Source organism: Pseudomonas sp. GM48 (assembly GCF_000282335.1).
In the GTDB taxonomy this organism is placed as follows: Bacteria; Pseudomonadota; Gammaproteobacteria; order Pseudomonadales; family Pseudomonadaceae; genus Aquipseudomonas.
Window position 1 is genome coordinate 20,989 of the sequence record NZ_AKJM01000005.1, and the last position, 18,369, is coordinate 39,357.

Sequence of the window (18,369 nt, forward strand, 5' to 3'; positions counted from 1 at the left end):
GCCACAGCCTATTGGCCGGCACACATCCCTTGTAGCAGCTGGCGAAGCCTGCGTTCGGCTGCGAAGCAGTCGTCAATCAGGCTCCGCGTTTATATAAAGACATCATGCACGCAGGTTTTACGACTGCTTCGCAGCCGAACGCAGCCTTCGGCAGCTGCTACGGGGAATCGTGTTGATCTGTATAGAAGTTGTAACTGTGCGAACCGGAGCATTAAAGCTAGAGTCTGATGGTTTCACGCAGGCCCGGACCATACCCCTGCGCACCTTTCAAGGAGCCTTCATGCACACATTCCGCCGCAGCGCCGCCCTCCTCGCCCTGAGCGCTGGCACCGTCGCCAGCCTCCCGGCCCTGGCCGCCGACGAGCTTCATTACAACCAGATTTCCCTGCGCGCCGAAGTCAGTCAGGAAGTGGCCCGCGACCTGATGATCGTGACCCTCTACACCGAAGAACAGAACAGCGACCCGGCCAAACTCGCCGCCGACGTCAGCACCACCATGAACAAGGCACTGGCCCGGGCCAAGCAGGTCAAGGACATCACCCTGCGCCAGGGCAGTCGCAACAGCTATCCGATCTACGACACCAAGGGCCAGAAAATCACCGGCTGGCGCGAGCGTGCCGAATTGCGTCTGGAAAGCCCGGATTTCGCCGCATTGTCGAAGCTGACCGGCGAACTGCTCACCGACCTGAAAATGGGCGGCATGGATTTCGCCATCGCCACCCCGACCCGCAAGGCCAGCGAAGATGCACTGCTCAAGGAAGCCGTGAGCGCCTTCAAGGCCCGCGCCCAACTGGCCACCGATGCCCTCGGCGGCAAGGGATACAAAATCGTCAACCTGAACCTCAACAGCAACGGTTATCCACAGCCTTACCTGCGCGCGCCGATGATGATGAAAGCCGCCGCCATGGACGCCGCACCGGTGACACCGGATGTCGAAGCCGGCACCAGCCAGGTCAGCATGACAGCCGATGGTTCGATTGAAGTGCTGATGCCTTGATTCGATAGCCCGTAAACAAAAACGGCGATCATTAAAATGATCGCCGTTTTTTTTTCGGGCAGTTTTCAGGCATGAGCTATAACTGGATAGGTCCACCCGAGAAATGCCGTCGATTGGCCACTATGGGTGCAACAATAACCACTCTTATTCACGCCATGCCCACCCCACAATCCGGGGTATGAATAAGTAACACCCCCGCCCCACGCGGGAGCAACCCGAGCCAGGAACGCACCGTAAAAGTGCGTCACTTGCACCGTAAAAACGCCGCGCAAACGGTCAAATGCGTCAGGAGTTATACAAATGCGACATTAAGGTACGTTCGTGCCACCGTTTAAGGGTTGTAGTCACTCTGGATCTTGCATTGGGTATGGCCCCTGCATAAGTATCCGCAGGCACGACTCACGAGGTCGTCCTCTAATTCCAAAAATGACAACAAATCATGAGGCCACCATGCTTAAACAAGCGGTCATTCCGTTTTTAGTTGGCGCAAGCTTGCTAGCCAGCGCACCGTTCGCCCAAGCAGCGACTAACCTGGTGTTCTGCTCCGAAGGGAGCCCGGCCGGTTTCGATCCAGGTCAATACACCACCGGAACCGACTTCGACGCCTCTGCAGAAACCATGTTCAACCGCCTCACCCAGTTCGAGCGCGGCGGCACCGCCGTTATTCCTGGGCTGGCGACCAAGTGGGACATCTCCGATGACGGCCTGAGCTACACCTTCCACCTGCGTGAAGGCGTCAAGTTCCACACCACCCCGTATTTCAAGCCAACTCGTGAGTTCAACGCCGACGACGTGCTGTTCACCTTTAATCGCATGATTAACAAGGATGACCCGTTCCGCAAAGCGTACCCGACCGAATTCCCGTACTTCACCGACATGGGGATGGATACCAACATCACCAAGATCGATAAAGTCGACGACCACACTGTCAAGTTCACCCTCAAAGACGTCGATGCCGCGTTCATCCAGAACATGGCCATGAGCTTCGCCTCGATCCAGTCCGCCGAGTACGCTGCCCAGCTGCTCAAGGAAGGCAAGGCCGCCGACATCAACCAGAAGCCGGTTGGCACTGGTCCGTTCGTGTTCAAGAGCTACCAGAAAGACTCCAACATCCGCTACACCGGGAACAAGGACTACTGGAAGCCTGATGACGTGAAGATCGACAACCTGATCTTCGCCATCACCACCGACCCGTCGGTACGTATCCAGAAGCTGAAGAAAAACGAGTGCCAGGTCACCCTGTTCCCTCGTCCGGCCGACCTGAAGGCGCTGAAAGAAGACAAGGACCTGAAACTGCCTGACCAGGCCGGGTTCAACCTGGGTTACATCGCCTACAACGTGATGCCCAAGGTCAAGGGTCAAACCGACGCCAACCCGCTGGCCGAGCTGAAAGTTCGCCAGGCACTGGACATGGCGGTCAACAAGCAACAGATCATCGACTCCGTGTACCAGGGCGCCGGCCAACTGGCCGTCAACGCCATGCCGCCGACCCAGTGGTCCTATGACACCACCATCAAGGATGCGCCGTACAACCCTGAGAAAGCCAAAGAGCTGCTCAAGGAAGCGGGCGTGAAAGATGGCACCGAAATCGTTCTCTGGGCGATGCCGGTACAGCGTCCATACAACCCGAACGCCAAACTGATGGCAGAAATGCTGCAGTCCGATTGGTCCAAGATCGGCCTCAAGGTCAAGATCCAGAGCTACGAGTGGGGCGAGTACATCAAGCGCTCCAAAGGCGGCGAAAACCAGGCGATGCTGATTGGCTGGAGCGGCGACAATGGTGATCCGGACAACTGGCTGAACGTGCTGTTCGGTTGCGACTCGCTGGAAGGCAACAACTTCTCCAAGTGGTGCGACAAGAAGTTTGACGACACCGTCAAGCAAGCCAAGCGCACCTCGGACCAGGCCAAGCGCACCGAACTGTACAAGCAGGCGCAACACCTCCTCAAAGATGCTGTACCAATGACACCTATCGCTCACTCGACGGTGTTCCAACCTATGCGCGCCAACGTGCAGGACTTCAAGATCAGCCCATTTGGCTTGAACTCCTTCTACGGCGTCAGCGTCAGCAAATAAGGTTTTGCAACGGCGACGTTTCTGACGTCGCCGTTGCTCTATCTACCGAGAAAGCAGGAATTCGCCTACATCCAAATCCGCAGCTGACTACAGCATCGGGTAAGGACGCGTTGCCATTTCCTACGAGTCTTTAGGACTCTACGCATTTACTGCCGGACCCGTGGCTCATACCGTCGGGATCCGACCAGTGCACGCGTGGGTCATCGGTTACTGCTGCATGCATGGCTTGAAATCAGTGATGCCTCTACGTCCGCGGACGGGACGGCGGCTCATTGACAACACTTTGAGAGAAAAGGAAGCGTTATGCGCCATACCTTGGTTTTATCCGCACTGCTGGGCACCGGCCTGTTGGCCGCCACTTCCATCAGCCAGGCCGCCAACAACAGCCTGGTGTTCTGCTCCGAGGGCAGCCCCGCCGGTTTCGACACGGCGCAGTACACCACTGCGACCGATAACGACGCCGCCGAGCCGCTGTACAACCGACTGGCAGAGTTTGAAAAAGGCGCGACCAACGTCGTACCGGGCCTGGCCACGAGCTGGGATATTTCCGAGGACGGCCTCAAATACACGTTTCACCTGCGCGAAGGGGTGAAGTTTCATACCACCAAATACTTCACGCCGACCCGCGATTTCAACGCCGATGACGTGCTGTTCACGTTCAATCGTATGTTGGATCCGCAACAACCTTTCCGTAAGGCTTATCCAACAGAATTTCCGTATTTCAACGGCATGAGCCTGAACAAGAACATCGCCAAGGTCGAAAAGACCGGGCCGCTGACCGTGGTCTTTACGCTCAACAGCGTGGACGCCGCGTTCATCCAGAACATCGCCATGAGCTTCGCCGCCATCCTGTCGGCCGAGTACGCCGACAAACTGCTGGCCGAAGGCAAGCCGAGCGACATCAACCAGAAGCCGGTCGGCACCGGGCCGTTCGTGTTCAAGAGCTACCAGAAAGACTCGAACATCCGCTACACCGGCAACAAGCATTACTGGGACCCGAGCCGGGTCAAGCTCGACAACCTGATTTTCGCCATCAACACCGACGCTTCGGTGCGCGTGCAGAAACTCAAGGCCGGCGAGTGCCAGATCACCCTGCACCCGCGCCCTGCCGATGTGACCGCGCTGAAGAACGACCCGGCGCTGCAACTGATCGAGAAGCCTGGATTCAACCTCGGCTACATCGCCTACAACGTGCGCCACAAGCCGTTCGACCAGCTCGAAGTGCGTCAGGCGCTGGACATGGCGGTGAACAAGCAAGGCATTCTCAATGCCGTTTACCAGGGCGCCGGGCAACTGGCGGTCAACGCCATGCCGCCGACCCAATGGTCCTACGACGACACCATCAGGGACGCTGCCTACAATCCGGAGAAAGCCAAGGAACTGCTCAAGGCTGCCGGCGTCAAGGAAGGCACCGAAATCACCCTCTGGGCCATGCCGGTCCAGCGTCCGTACAACCCCAACGCCAAGTTGATGGCCGAGATGCTCCAGGCTGACTGGGCGAAGATCGGTCTCAAGGTCAAGATTGTCAGCTATGAGTGGGGCGAGTACATCAAACGCACCAAGAACGGCGAGCACGACATCAGCCTGATCGGCTGGACCGGTGACAACGGTGATCCGGACAATTGGCTGGGCACGCTGTACAGCTGCGATGCCATTGGCGGTAACAACTACTCGATGTGGTGTGATCCGGCTTACGACAAGCTGATCAAGCAGGCCAAGGTCGTCACCGACCGTGACCAGCGCACCCAGCTCTACAAACAGGCGCAGCAGTTGCTCAAGCAGCAAGTGCCAATCACGCCGGTCGCCCACTCAACGGTCAACCAGCCGCTGAGCGCCAAAATCGAAGGGTTCAAGGTGAGCCCGTTCGGTCGCAATGTTTTCTCGGGTGTCAGCATAGAAAAATAACCGATTAGCCAGAAATGCCAGGGGGCGGATTTTCCGCCCTCACGCAGACGCTTTGCCGTTTTTTGCCAATTTGGCTGGCAGCAAACGTTTGCGACGCCGTGAACGAGTTCTAAACCAATAGCCGGATCACAAAAAAAAAGACCGGTATAAAAAAAGAAAGTAAGGAGCTTTACCCATGAAACTGAGCAGCACCGCGTTACTGGCCCTGGCCATCAGCAGCGTAACCGCCACGGCTTACGCAGAAACCCAAAGCCAGGCTTTCACCCCGGTTACCGTGAACGAGAAAAACGCCCAAAGCGAAGCCACCGGCTTTGTCGAAGGCCAGTCGATCACCGGCACCACGCGTAACTGGTACGCCAACGAGCAACTGCAACGCGGCGCCAAATTCGCCTACAAGAAGGACGGCGTTTCGACCCCGACCGATCGCCGGATCAACTGGGTCCAGGGCACTATCCTCAAGTACAACTCGGGCTTCACCGAAGGCACTGTTGGTTTCAGCACTGAAGTTGCCGCCTACAACGCCATTGCCCTGGACCGGGACCGCAAAGATCTGGCGTCCAACAACGGTGGCGCACCGGGCTCTCGTCCAGGCGCAGGCAACAACCGTACCCTGACCAAAGAGGGCGGCGACGCTCAAGGCCAGTGGAGCAAAATGGGCCTGGCCAACGTCAAGGCCCGTGTCTCCAACACCACCCTGACCGCCGGCCGCATGAACTTCAGCAGCCCGATGGTCGACGTGATCGGTAACCGTGCATTGCCTTCGAGCTTCGAAGGTGTAGCCATCCACAGCGAAGAGCTGAACAACCTGGCCTTCGACCTGGGCACCTTCGACCGCAACTCGCCGCGTACCGAAGAAAGCCAGCGCAAATTCCGCACCGAATACGCCAATGGCATCGTCGAAACCGACCACGTCTACACCGGCGGCATCACCTACAACCCGCTTGCCAGCCTGACCACCAGCCTCTGGGCGACCCAGGCTGAAGACATCTGGAACCAGTACTACTTCGGCGCCTCTCACGTACTGGGCGACAGCCAGGTACTGAGCCTGACCACCGGCCTGAACTACTACAAAACCAAGGAAACCGGTAAAGCCCTGATCGGCGATATCGACAACGACACCTATTCCCTGTCGTTCGGCCTGACCCACCAGGCGCACACACTGACTTTCTCGTATCAGGAAGTGAACGGTAACGAGTACTTCGACTACCTGCACGAAACCAACGGCATCTACCTGGCCAACTCCCTGCTGTCGGACTTCAACGGCCCGAACGAAAAATCGTTCCAGGTTGCCTACGGTCTGAACATGGCCGAATACGGCGTGCCAGGCCTGAAGTTCAACATCTACCAGGCTCGTGGCTGGGGTATCGACGGTACTCACTACACCGGCAACCAGGGTGTGGCTGGCAAGGGCTACGACGGTATCCAGTCGCAAGATGGCGAACACCATTACGAATACGGCATCGGCGCGACCTACGCCGTGCAGAGCGGCCCACTCAAGGCCACCACGATCCGCGGCACCTACACCGCTCACCGTGCCAGCGAAAACCAGGCTGACGGCAGCATCAACGAGTTCCGCCTCGTGACCACGGTTCCGTTCAACATCCTGTAATGCACGTGCCGAACGGCTGATTCGATGACGAATCGACCGTTCGGCTTTTGTCCTTTAACTGATTGCAGAGGGTTCTTGATGAAAATGCTTCCCCTACGTGCGGCCATTGCGGCCGCGTTGCTCAGTGTCGCTGTCGGCGTCTCGGCCAAACCCTTGGTGGTTTGCACCGAAAACAGCCCCGAAGGCTTCGACATGGTCCAGTACACGACTGCAGTCACAGCCGATGCGGTGGCCGAAACCATCTTCAATCGCCTGGCGGACTTCAAGCCCGGCACCACTGATGTGATTCCGGCACTGGCCGAATCCTGGGACATCAGCGAGGACGGTCTGACGTACACGTTCCACCTGCGTAAAGGCGTCAAGTTCCACACCACCGAATACTTCAAGCCGACCCGCGACATGAATGCCGACGACGTGGTCTGGAGCTTCCAGCGTCAGCTGGACCCGAACCACCCATGGCACAAGCTGTCGAGCGTAGGCTTCCCGTACTTTGAAAGCATGGGCTTCAAGGAACTGCTGAAAAACGTCGAGAAAGTCGACGACAACACGGTCAAGTTCACCCTGACCCGCCGCGAAGCGCCGTTCCTGGCCGATATCGCCATGGCGTTTTCTTCGATCTACTCCGCCGAATACGCCGACCAGTTGCTCAAGGCCGGCAAGACCGGCGATCTGAACAGCAAGCCGGTCGGCACCGGTCCGTTCGTCTTCCAGCGCTACAACAAGGATGCCCAGGTTCGTTTCAAGGCCAACCCGGACTACTTCCGTGGCAAGGCACCGGCTGACTCATTGATCTTCGCCATCGCCACCGACAACAACGTGCGCCTGCAGAAGCTCAAGGCCAACGAATGCCAGGTCGCGCTGTACCCGAAACCGGACGACATCCAGAGCATCAGGAAAGACACCAAGCTCAAAGTCGACGAACTGAACGCGATGACCGTTGCGTACATCGCTATCAACACCACGCACAAATACCTGAGCGACGTGCGTGTGCGTAAAGCCATCGACATCGCCTTCGACAAGGAAGCAGCCGTCAACGCGCTGTTCGGCAAAGGCAATGCGACCGCGGCGGTCAACCCGTTCCCGGACACTCTGCTGGGCTACAACCACGACCTGAAGAACCCGCCCCGTGACCTGGACAAGGCCCGCGCCCTGCTCAAGGAAGCCGGCGTACCGGAAGGCACGGTATTCACCCTGTTCACCCGTAACGGCGGTGGTGCCACCAACCCGAACCCGATGCTCGGCGCGCAGATGATGCAAGCCGACCTGGCCAAGGTCGGGATCAAGATCGACATCCGCGTGATGGAATGGGGCGAAATGCTCAAACGCGCCAAAAACGGCGAGCACGATATGGTTTCCGCCGGATGGGCGGGCGATAACGGCGACCCGGATAACTTCCTGACGCCTATGCTCAGTTGTGAAGCAGCCAAGAACGGAGAAAACTACGCCCGCTGGTGCAATGACAAGTTCCAGGCGCTGATCGACCAGGCCCGGGAAAAAACCGATCCGGCCGAGCGTGCAGCGCTCTACGAACAGGCCCAGGTTATTTTTAACCAGGACCAGCCATGGATCAGCCTCGCACACACTAGAATGTTCACCGCAATGCGCAACAACGTAGAGGGCTATCACATTAGCCCCCTCACCACGAATAACTTCGCCACCACCCAGGTGAAGTAGATAAGAAAACTCCCGGCATGCCTGACCCCAGGCATGTCGGGCACGCCTAACCGGCTGATGAGGTACACCTTACGATGTTTAGTTTTATTGCCCGCCGACTGGGGTTACTGATCCCCACGTTTTTCGGCATCACCTTGCTGACATTCGCGTTGATTCGCATGATCCCTGGCGACCCCGTGGAAGTCATGATGGGCGAACGCAGAGTCGACCCGGAAATGCACGCTCAGGCAATGGAACGCCTAGGTCTGAACAAACCCCTGTATGCCCAGTACCTGGATTACATCGGCAAACTGGCCCACGGCGATCTCGGTGAATCCCTGCGAACCCGTGAAAGCGTCTGGTCCGAATTCACCTCCCTGTTCCCCGCGACCCTGGAATTGTCCTCGGCCGCGCTGTTGTTCGCCGGTGTCCTGGGCCTCCTGGCCGGAGTGATCGCGGCACTCAAGCGAGGGTCCCTGTTCGACCATGGGGTGATGGGGGTCTCCCTGGCGGGATACTCGATGCCGATCTTCTGGTGGGGCCTGATCCTGATTATGTTCTTCTCGGTGAGCCTGGGATGGACCCCGGTTTCCGGGCGGATCGACCTGCTCTACGACATCGAGCCGCGCACCGGCTTCATGCTGATCGACACGCTGCTGGCCGACGAGCCGGACGCCTTCTTCGACGCCCTGCACCACCTGATCCTGCCGGCCATCGTGCTCGGCACCATTCCGCTGGCAGTGATTGCGCGGATGACCCGCTCCTCGATGCTCGAAGTGTTGCGTGAGGACTACATCCGCACCGCCAAGGCCAAAGGCCTGTCGCCGGCACGCGTGGTGTTCGTCCACGGCCTGCGTAACGCACTGATTCCGGTACTGACGGTGGTCGGCCTGCAAGTCGGCACCCTGCTGGCCGGCGCGGTCCTGACCGAAACCATTTTCTCCTGGCCCGGCATCGGCAAATGGCTGATCGAAGCCATTGGCGCCCGGGACTATCCCGTCGTGCAAAACGGCATCCTGTTAATCGCCTGCCTGGTGATTGTGGTCAACTTCGTAGTGGACATCCTCTACGGCTTTGCCAACCCACGCATCCGTCATCAGCGCTGAGATCATGACCATGACCACTCCAATTCCATCGGTAGCAGTCGATCAAAGCCTGCTGTACCCGTCTCCGTACAAAGAGTTCTGGCAAGCGTTCTCCAAGAACAAAGGTGCCGTCGCCGGCCTGATGTTCATGCTGCTGGTGATTTTCTGCGCAATCTTCGCCCCTTGGGTCGCGCCGCATAACCCGAGCGAGCAGTACCGCGACTTCCTGCTGACCCCGCCGGCCTGGCTGGAAAGCGGGCATATCCAGTTCCTGCTGGGGACCGATGAACTCGGTCGCGACCTGCTGTCGCGTCTGATCCACGGTTCGCGCCTGTCCTTGATGATCGGCTTGTCGTCGGTGGTCATGTCGCTGATTCCGGGCATCCTGCTGGGTCTGTTCGCCGGGTTCTTCCCGCGCGTGCTCGGCCCGACCATCATGCGTCTGATGGACATCATGCTGGCCCTGCCGTCCCTGCTGCTGGCCGTGGCGATTGTCGCCATCCTCGGCCCTGGCCTGATCAACACCGTGATCGCCATCGCCGTGGTGTCCCTACCGTCCTATGTTCGCCTGACTCGCGCTGCGGTGATGGGCGAGCTGAACCGCGACTACGTGACCGCCGCGCGCCTGGCCGGTGCCGGCCTGCCACGCCTGATGTTCGTTACCGTGCTGCCTAACTGCATGGCGCCGCTGATCGTTCAGGCCACCCTGAGCTTCTCTTCGGCGATCCTCGATGCCGCGGCACTGGGCTTCCTCGGCCTTGGCGTACAACCGCCAACCCCTGAGTGGGGCACCATGCTGGCTTCGGCCCGCGACTACATCGAACGCGCCTGGTGGGTCGTGAGCCTGCCTGGCTTGACCATTTTGCTCAGCGTGCTGGCAATCAACTTGATGGGTGACGGCCTGCGCGACGCGCTGGACCCGAAACTCAAGAACGCCGCCTGAGGAGATTCCCATGTCACTGCTAGAAATCAAGAATCTCAACGTTCGTTTCGGCGACAAAAACGCCACGCCAGTAGTCGACGGCCTCGACCTGACAGTGGACAAAGGCGAAGTGCTGGCCATCGTTGGCGAATCGGGTTCCGGCAAGTCCGTGACCATGATGGCGCTGATGGGCCTGATCGAGCATCCGGGGATCGTCACCGCTGACGCCCTGAATTTCGACGGCAAGAACATGCTCAAGCTCAACAATCGCCAGCGTCGACAGATCGTCGGGAAAGACCTGTCCATGGTCTTCCAGGACCCGATGACCGCGCTGAACCCGAGCTACACCGTGGGTTTCCAGATTGAAGAAGTGCTGCGCCTGCACCTGAAAATGTCCGGCAAGGCTGCCCGCAAGCGCGCCATCGAACTGCTGGAAAAAGTTGAAATCCCGGGTGCCGCCAGCCGTATGGACGCCTACCCGCATCAACTGTCCGGCGGCATGAGCCAGCGTGTCGCGATTGCCATGGCGATCGCCGGCGAACCGAAACTGCTGATCGCCGACGAACCGACCACGGCGCTGGACGTGACCATTCAGGCGCAGATCATGGACCTGCTGCTGGCGTTGCAGAAAGAGCAGAACATGGGCCTGGTGCTGATCACCCACGACCTCGCCGTTGTGGCCGAAACCGCCCAGCGCGTGTGCGTGATGTACGCCGGCCAAGCGGTCGAAGTGGGCCAGGTGCCGCAACTGTTCGACATTCCGGCGCACCCGTACAGCGAAGCGCTGCTCAAGGCGATTCCGGAACACAGCCTGGGTGCCTCGCGCCTGTCGACCCTGCCGGGCATCGTTCCCGGTCGCTACGACCGTCCGCAGGGCTGCCTGCTGTCGCCGCGCTGCCCGTACGTGAAAGACAACTGCCGCCAGCAACGTCCGGCCCTTGACCAGAAAAGCAACAGCCTCGCTCGCTGCTTCTACCCGCTGAACCAGGAGGTGGCGTAATGGCCGTCGTTCTTACCGCCCGCGACCTGACCCGTCACTACGAGGTGTCCCGAGGCCTGTTCAAGGGCCACGCCACTGTGCGCGCCCTCAACGGTGTGTCGTTCGAACTGGAAGCCGGCAAGACCCTCGCTGTCGTCGGCGAGTCGGGCTGCGGCAAATCCACCCTGGCCCGTGCCCTGACCCTGATCGAAGAGCCGTCCTCCGGCTCCTTGAAAATTGCCGGACAGGAAGTCGCCGGTGCCAACAAGGCCCAGCGCAAGCAACTGCGCAAAGACGTGCAGATGGTGTTCCAGAGCCCGTACGCCTCGTTGAACCCACGGCAGAAAGTCGGTGATCAGCTTGCCGAGCCGTTATTGATCAACACCAACCTGAGCGCCGCCGAACGTCGCGAGAAAGTCCAGGCGATGATGAAGCAGGTGGGCTTGCGTCCCGAGCACTACCAGCGTTATCCGCACATGTTCTCCGGCGGTCAGCGCCAGCGGATCGCCCTGGCCCGGGCGATGATGCTGCAACCGAAAGTGCTGGTGGCGGACGAACCGACCTCGGCGCTGGACGTATCGATTCAGGCGCAGGTGCTCAACCTGTTCATGGATTTGCAGCAAGAGTTCAACACCGCTTACGTGTTCATCTCCCACAACCTGGCAGTGGTACGCCACGTTGCCGACCATGTGATGGTGATGTATCTCGGTCGCCCGGTGGAAATGGGCACGAAAGAGGACATTTACTCCCGTCCCCTGCACCCTTACACCCAGGCGCTGCTGTCGGCGACGCCGGCCATCCACCCGGATCCGGACAAGCCGAAAATCAAGATCGTCGGCGAGTTGCCCAACCCGCTGAACCCGCCATCCGGCTGCGCTTTCCACAAGCGCTGCCCGTACGCCACCGAGCGTTGCAGCACTGAAGAGCCGGCCCTGCGCCTGCTAGACGGCCGCCAGGTGGCCTGCCACTACGCCGAGCAATTTCTCGACGGCGCGGCATAAAAATGTGGGAGCGGGCTTGCTCGCGAAGGCGTCATTGCAGTCAACATCAACGTCGACTGACAGACCGCTTTCGCGAGCAAGCCCGCTCCCACAGGTAACGCGTTAACCAAACCCCTTCTACTTCGATTGCGCATCGGTCTGGTAGAGGGGGTTTTCTTTTGTCTGTGGCTTACGTCTGGCTGTCGCCTTCTTCTTCATCATCGGAGTCCGGCTCGTCGGTGGTCGAGTCATCGCCGTTGTCAGCGCCACCCTGCCCCTGATCGCCCGGTTCCGATTCGGATTTGGCGAGCATCAACCCTGCGTAACCCGCCTGCCCGCTCGAAGCCTGCTCCCCGTGATCGATACACTCGGCCCACGCCATCGAAGTCCCGAACGAGAGCATCACCAACACCTTCAACAGCAGTAAAACGCGAAACAACCTGTTCATAGCCGATTCCTTCCTTTCGTAGAGTGCCTGTCTGGTGCTGAGTGAAATCTAGTTCCGATCAGCCGGGTTCTCCAGATTGGACGCTGTCGAAGCCACGGAATTGCCGCGTATGTAGAGATTGCTTTTGAATAAGGCCTATAACCAGATCAACTATGTGGCTGCCTCACTTTTCAAAGAGTGATTTATCACTTTGTGGGTACATGAACATGTCGCAAGGTAAATCAGCGGCATGGATGTTAATGCCAATACTGCGCTTGCGATCCAGACACTATGCCCACCAAAGTGACCGTACAGTTGGCCGCCAACTGTCGGAGAAAGAAGCACACTCGTACTCCAGCACATCGAAAAAAGCCCGAAGTAAAGTCCGCTTCTACCCGCTTTTGCACGGTACATAACCATGACATTTAACGTTGGCATAAAGAGGATTTCGCCAAGAGTCCAGACTACGGTCGACAGGCTGACATAAAGGATCCCGCTCCCCCACGGCAACATTCCCAGCCCACAAGCCAGCAACAAGGCACCTGCCAGCAGTTGCCGACGCGCCCCCCATGACTCACTCAGGTGAGATAACGGAATTTGCAGCAAAACTACCAGCAGTGCATTGAGTGCAAATTGCCATCCGATGACCTCGGGCCCCAGTCTATAACTCTCGAGTAAATAGTTACCTAACATGCTGTAGACCGGTTCGAAGGCAAGACCGAGTAGCACAGAAGCCACTAGCAACCAAACGAAAGGCTTGTCTCGAAAAGGGACACCGGAATGCGAAGCTGTGTCAGGGACTTCATCCGATTTCAGAACCTCTCGATGAACTGTCGCCCGGACAAACCAGGCTAAAGCTAACAGCGTCATGGCTGCACTGAAAAAAAACACCCAGCGAAAATCAGTCTCCGCCAGAACGCCACCCAATACTCCGGCTATCGCCATACCAAGGTTGCTGGAAACACGATTCAATGACTGCGCACGGGCACGCTGCGCAACTTGGCAATACTCCATGATCAAACGCTGATGAAGCGTACGAATCGCACCATCGAGTACACCGCTGGACAGCAGTAATGCAGCCAGCAACGAAACGTCTGTGACCAACCCCAACAAGACCAGGATCCATGCCGAAACAAAAAACAGTAAGGCGGTAAGCCGTTTCGTGGAGAAATGATCACTTAGCAGCCCACCGCCCAATGACCCAATCAGCAACCCTGCTCCATATGCCGAAAGCAACCAGCCGACGGTTTCAATCGGCAGCCCCAGCGCCTGACGCAGGTACAACGCCATGAACAATTTGACCATGGCGCTCAACCGGCTGATAAAGATCAACGCAGCAAGCACCCAGGCCATTGAGCAGAAGTAGCCATCTAACCGAATCAGACGGGTGAGCCGACTAGTCATACCATTGGTCAAGATTGTGGCTCACTTGGCTATGAATGCCTTTTGAAGCGAAGGGAATATCCGAACGAATCTCGTGATCTGCATCGAAAAAATACTGCGCTTGAAGCTGGCCATCAGCATCCAGACCTATCAGAGGGTTATTGACCAGAAACTGCCGGACTGAGACACAAAGCGTCGGCACTCGAATTAATAGCCGCCATTGACCGAAATCATTCTTCGGAACAACGGCCTTCGCTCCGAAGCGTTTTTTGTATTGAAAAGTTCCCTTGCTTAAAAATGGTTCGCAACCTTGGAAGTCAACACAGTCGATGGATGATTGATTGGAGGCCCATTCCAGGATCGCGTGATAAACAAAATTTTGCGCGCCATTTGCACGAAAAAGCGCAGAGCCGTCCTTCACTCCGATCAATCGCGCATTCAATGTGCGCGTCGACATATCAATCTGGGAAACACTCCCTGCTACCCATTTCTCATTCAAAAGAATCCGAAATAACACTCCTCGTTTGAACAAATCCAGATATGCCGATTGCTCCTGCACACTTCGAGCAAAAGCCCCGTAGCGAGCGCTCATTGTCGGAGCATGCATGGAGCGATAAAAGGAGAAGAAGTCTTCATCCTCAAATGACACATCGAACTTGAAGCCCTCTTTGATCGATTGAGTTCGACGCTTGCTTTCTCGTTGAGACAGTTGCCCCAGCACATGTTCCAACCCAGCAGAAACATCGACTCGCTGGTGAACCCTGCTGAGCCCCACAACATCGCCGGGCTGCTGGCATTGCTGGATGATGTCCAATGAAGCCATCAACAAACTCATGTCGGTTTGATTCTGTTTTATAAAGTCATCAAGTTGCTCCCACTCCATAGTCCCTTCTTGATCTGCAGAAAAATGCTCGAAAAAGCATTGAGCTACAAAAGGAGCAATGTAAAGCAGTCCTGCTTCCACCCCGAAATACGTAAGACGAGCCGGAGTTCCGGCTCGGGAGGGCCCACTGTAAATACGAAAGTGGCAGACTGTTTTCTGACTCATTCGAAAATCAGCGCTCATCTTTATTTCCGTTACGAAGGGTCTCAATCATCTCATCAGCACTTGTAATAAATGACAGCCCATCAAACGGCACAACCTCATAGTCCCCAAGACAATAGGTGCCTGATGCATGAATGGTGTATCCGTCCACGCCCTCCAATAGCTGTCGATCAATCGCATTCAAGCAACCAGTCATCGCCATCACCAATGACCACTCCCTCAGGTCGCGAGGGTCGCTGGGCAATCTCACAGCGGTGTTGGCGAGCAACTGAACGCATTCGCTGTAGCGTTGCATACACTCATACAGCGAAACGACAATTCCAGAGCCTCCATTGGCCCGGACATGTTCAGTCATTTCCACAGCGGTGGGCGGTAAGTGCGTGTAAAAAGTAGATTCGAGAGTCTCGTCGGGACTCCAAGTCGTAGCAGGAAAATGCGCAGACGCCGATTGCATCCACAGTCCGTCGTCTGCCTGCGTATAGAGTGGAGTAGAAGCGCCCTCGAAATTTCCATCGAGCAAATGCAGAACCATGTCACTGGTAGCCAAGTGTTGAACCAATAGAAACGAAGGTGTGGAAACCTGTTTTCTTAGACGTTTCAATACGTCCACGCCAGAGCAATATCCCAGAAGTCCATATGCGCTCGACACCGCATGCACGTGTACTGTTTTGCGATCGGTATCCCAAGCATCGCCATACTCGAAATCAAAAAAAGCTCGGGCTTGGTCAGAGAATCGATAGTTTTCCAGTCGCAGGGAATGCCACAGCTTCGAATCACCCAATGGTTCGTTATTGAAGAGCTCTTTGAACTGCTGCCCAATAGCCTTCACAGCCTCCGGCGAGTCGGCATCAAGGACAAATATCGGGTTCAGAGCACGCAGCCGAGGGTCATCGTAAAGTTCGCTCCTACGCAACTTCCCGATCGTCTGCACAGGTGTCAGCGTGACAATACGCAACTGTTCGGGATGAACCAGTTTGGCTTTCAACGCGCGTAGAACCGCATCACGTAATGCAATGGCCTTGTTGCCGGACGAAGGGGAAAACAACAAGATACTGTCACCCGTTTCCTGAATATGCCGAATGGCACGTGCAACGATCAGTGTGGAAGCAAAGGTCTTCGTTGTTTGTGTATTTACGTTTTGCCGCAGGTCGAACAAGCGTAGCGGTACACCTCGATAGCGACCCAACTCAAAAAACTGCGCAGTGGCAACGGAAAGAAAGGCCTGCATACGGGAGTCCAATACAGGCAACCTCATTGAAGGTTCGAAAGCACCGTCGCTGCTGATTTCGAAATCGGAAGTGCTGTTGACGATCAGATCGTAGTAACGCTCGAGAACAGAAACCGGTGGCTTAGGTTGTTGTGTCGCCGTTGCACTCGAGTCGGTTTTCATCACATCCATTTGTCTTGCGCTCCTGCACGTGGAAAGTCACTTCTTGCGTAATGTTCAGTGAACGCTAGACCTCTATGAGTGCCGTGTCGCGGGAAAAAGCCTGGAGAAATAAAAACAAGATTCGAGCTACAAAAAGCGGAAAAATCCCCTACAGAAACATCCGACACCCTGATCGACTCGAACCTAACCAGGCAACAAAAAGCCCCGAGGCATTCGCGTCGGGGCTTTTTGATTTTGCAACTCAGCGCTTAATGATGCTCACGCGTCGCACGGAATTTCACGTCCGGCCAGCGCTCTTCCATCAGCGCCAGGTTGACCCGGGTCGGCGCGAGGTAAGTCAGGTGACCACCGCCGTCCAGTGCCAGGTTTTCCACAGCCTTGTTGGAGAATTCCTCAAGCTTCTTCTTGTCGCTGCATTCGATCCAGCGTGCGGAATAAACGGTGATCGGCTCGTAGGAGCACTCGACCTTGTATTCCTCTTTCAAACGGCTGGCGACCACATCGAACTGCAGCACGCCGACGGCGCCGAGGATGATGTCGTTGCTGCGTTCCGGGAAGAACACCTGGGTCGCGCCTTCTTCGGCCAGTTGCTGCAGGCCCTGGCGCAGTTGCTTGGATTTCAGCGGATCTTTCAGACGTACGCGACGGAACAGTTCCGGGGCGAAGTGCGGGATGCCGGTGAAGCCCAGGACTTCGCCTTCGCTGAAGGTATCGCCGATCTGGATGGTGCCGTGGTTGTGCAGGCCGATGATGTCGCCGGCAAACGCCTCTTCCAGTTGCTCACGCTCGGAAGAGAAGAAGGTCAGCGCGTCGCCGATCCGCACGTCCTTGCCGGTGCGCACGTGGCGCATCTTCATGCCTTTTTCGTACTTGCCGGAGCAGATACGCATGAAGGCGATGCGGTCGCGGTGTTTCGGGTCCATGTTTGCCTGGATCTTGAAGATGAAGCCCGAGAACTTCTCTTCCACCGGCTCCACGGTGCGCTCGTTGGCCACGCGCGCCAGAGGGCGCGGCGCCCAGTCGACCACGGCGTCGAGAACATGGTCGACACCGAAGTTGCCCAGTGCCGTACCGAAGAACACCGGGGTCAGCTGGCCGTCGAGGAATTCCTGCTGGTTGAACTCGTGGCAGGCGCCCTGCACCAGCTCAAGCTGTTCGAGGAAACGCTCGTACTCGTCACCCAGGTGCGCACGCGCCTCGTCGGAGTCGAGCTTTTCGATGATCTTGGTTTCGGTGCGCTCATGGCCGTGACCGGCGGTGTACACGATGATGTAGTCATCGGCGAGGTGATACACGCCTTTGAAGTCACGGTAGCAACCGATCGGCCAGGTGATCGGCGCAGCCTTGATCTTCAGGACGGCTTCGATTTCGTCGAGCAGTTCGATCGGGTCGCGGATGTCACGGTCGAGTTTGTTGATGAAGCTGACGATCGGCGTGTCACGCAGACGGCAGACGTCCATCAGGGCGATGGTCCGTGGCTCTACACCTTTACCGCCGTCGAGAACCATCAAGGCCGAGTCCACCGCCGTCAGGGTGCGGTAGGTATCTTCGGAGAAGTCTTCGTGGCCCGGGGTGTCGAGCAGGTTGATCATGTGCTCGCGATACGGGAACTGCATGACCGACGTGGTAATGGAAATACCCCGCTGCTTTTCCATTTCCATCCAGTCGGAGGTGGCATGGCGGTCGGACTTTCGGGATTTCACCGTACCGGCAATAGCAATGGCCTTGCCCATCAGCAAGAGTTTCTCGGTGATGGTGGTTTTACCGGCATCGGGGTGGGAAATAATGGCGAAAGTGCGGCGTTTCGCGACTTCGGCGGCCTGTTTGGTCATGGGAAATCGCCTGGCAGGTGATTCAAAAAAGGGCGGCGAGTATAGCCCAAATCGCGACCTCCGGACCACCGTTCGCCCGTAGCAGC

General features: G+C 57.4%; 14 protein-coding genes. 9 read left to right on the forward strand and 5 right to left on the reverse strand.

Annotated features, from left to right (window positions below; translation table 11 throughout):
* The first annotated feature begins 280 nt into the window (after positions 1-280).
* The 9 genes from PMI28_RS27475 (at position 281) to PMI28_RS27435 (ending at position 12,227) form a co-directional block, all read left to right on the forward strand.
* Complete coding sequence (locus PMI28_RS27475) at positions 281-997, forward strand: SIMPL domain-containing protein (RefSeq protein WP_007981470.1); 717 nt, start codon at positions 281-283, stop codon at positions 995-997.
* A 450-nt stretch (positions 998-1,447) separates the two neighbouring features.
* Positions 1,448-3,073, forward strand: a complete 1,626-nt coding sequence (locus PMI28_RS27470; protein ID WP_007981472.1) for an ABC transporter substrate-binding protein — start codon at positions 1,448-1,450, stop codon at positions 3,071-3,073.
* A 303-nt stretch (positions 3,074-3,376) separates the two neighbouring features.
* Positions 3,377-4,978: an ABC transporter substrate-binding protein gene (locus PMI28_RS27465; protein WP_007981473.1), complete on the forward strand. Its 1,602-nt coding sequence runs from the start codon at positions 3,377-3,379 to the stop codon at positions 4,976-4,978.
* 175 nt (positions 4,979-5,153) lie between these two features.
* Entirely contained in the window at positions 5,154-6,587 is a 1,434-nt protein-coding gene (locus PMI28_RS27460) for an OprD family porin (protein ID WP_007981475.1), read from the forward strand.
* Positions 6,588-6,665: 78 nt separating this feature from the next.
* Entirely contained in the window at positions 6,666-8,261 is a 1,596-nt protein-coding gene (locus PMI28_RS27455) for an ABC transporter substrate-binding protein (protein ID WP_007981477.1), read from the forward strand.
* 74 nt (positions 8,262-8,335) lie between these two features.
* Positions 8,336-9,346, forward strand: a complete 1,011-nt coding sequence (locus PMI28_RS27450; RefSeq protein WP_007981479.1) for an ABC transporter permease subunit — start codon at positions 8,336-8,338, stop codon at positions 9,344-9,346.
* 10 nt (positions 9,347-9,356) lie between these two features.
* Entirely contained in the window at positions 9,357-10,268 is a 912-nt protein-coding gene (locus tag PMI28_RS27445) for an ABC transporter permease subunit (protein ID WP_007981481.1), read from the forward strand.
* 10 nt (positions 10,269-10,278) lie between these two features.
* On the forward strand, positions 10,279-11,247 hold the full coding sequence (locus tag PMI28_RS27440) for an ABC transporter ATP-binding protein (protein ID WP_007981483.1): 969 nt from the start codon (positions 10,279-10,281) through the stop codon (positions 11,245-11,247).
* The gene (locus tag PMI28_RS27435; RefSeq protein WP_007981485.1) at positions 11,247-12,227 is read left to right on the forward strand and encodes a peptide ABC transporter ATP-binding protein; all 981 of its coding nucleotides are present in this window, start codon (positions 11,247-11,249) and stop codon (positions 12,225-12,227) included. Before PMI28_RS27440 ends, PMI28_RS27435 begins: the two co-directional genes overlap by 1 nt.
* A gap of 169 nt (positions 12,228-12,396) precedes the next feature.
* Here PMI28_RS27435 and PMI28_RS27430 read toward each other — a convergent pair whose 3' ends face one another.
* The 5 genes from PMI28_RS27430 to PMI28_RS27410 form a co-directional block, all read right to left on the reverse strand.
* The gene (locus PMI28_RS27430; RefSeq protein WP_007981486.1) at positions 12,397-12,654 is read right to left on the reverse strand and encodes a hypothetical protein; all 258 of its coding nucleotides are present in this window, start codon (positions 12,652-12,654) and stop codon (positions 12,397-12,399) included.
* A gap of 150 nt (positions 12,655-12,804) precedes the next feature.
* Entirely contained in the window at positions 12,805-14,037 is a 1,233-nt protein-coding gene (locus PMI28_RS27425) for an MFS transporter (protein WP_007981488.1), read from the reverse strand.
* Complete coding sequence (locus PMI28_RS27420; protein ID WP_007981491.1) at positions 14,030-15,082, reverse strand: hypothetical protein; 1,053 nt, start codon at positions 15,080-15,082, stop codon at positions 14,030-14,032. Before PMI28_RS27420 ends, PMI28_RS27425 begins: the two co-directional genes overlap by 8 nt.
* Positions 15,072-16,460 carry a DUF6002 family protein gene (locus PMI28_RS27415; RefSeq protein WP_007981493.1) on the reverse strand — a complete coding sequence of 463 codons (1,389 nt, stop codon included), beginning with the start codon at positions 16,458-16,460 and terminating at the stop codon, positions 15,072-15,074. The genes PMI28_RS27420 and PMI28_RS27415 overlap by 11 nt, the downstream gene beginning before the upstream one ends.
* Positions 16,461-16,699: 239 nt before the next feature.
* On the reverse strand, positions 16,700-18,283 hold the full coding sequence (locus tag PMI28_RS27410; RefSeq protein ID WP_007981495.1) for a peptide chain release factor 3: 1,584 nt from the start codon (positions 18,281-18,283) through the stop codon (positions 16,700-16,702).
* Between the last annotated feature and the right edge of the window lie 86 nt (positions 18,284-18,369).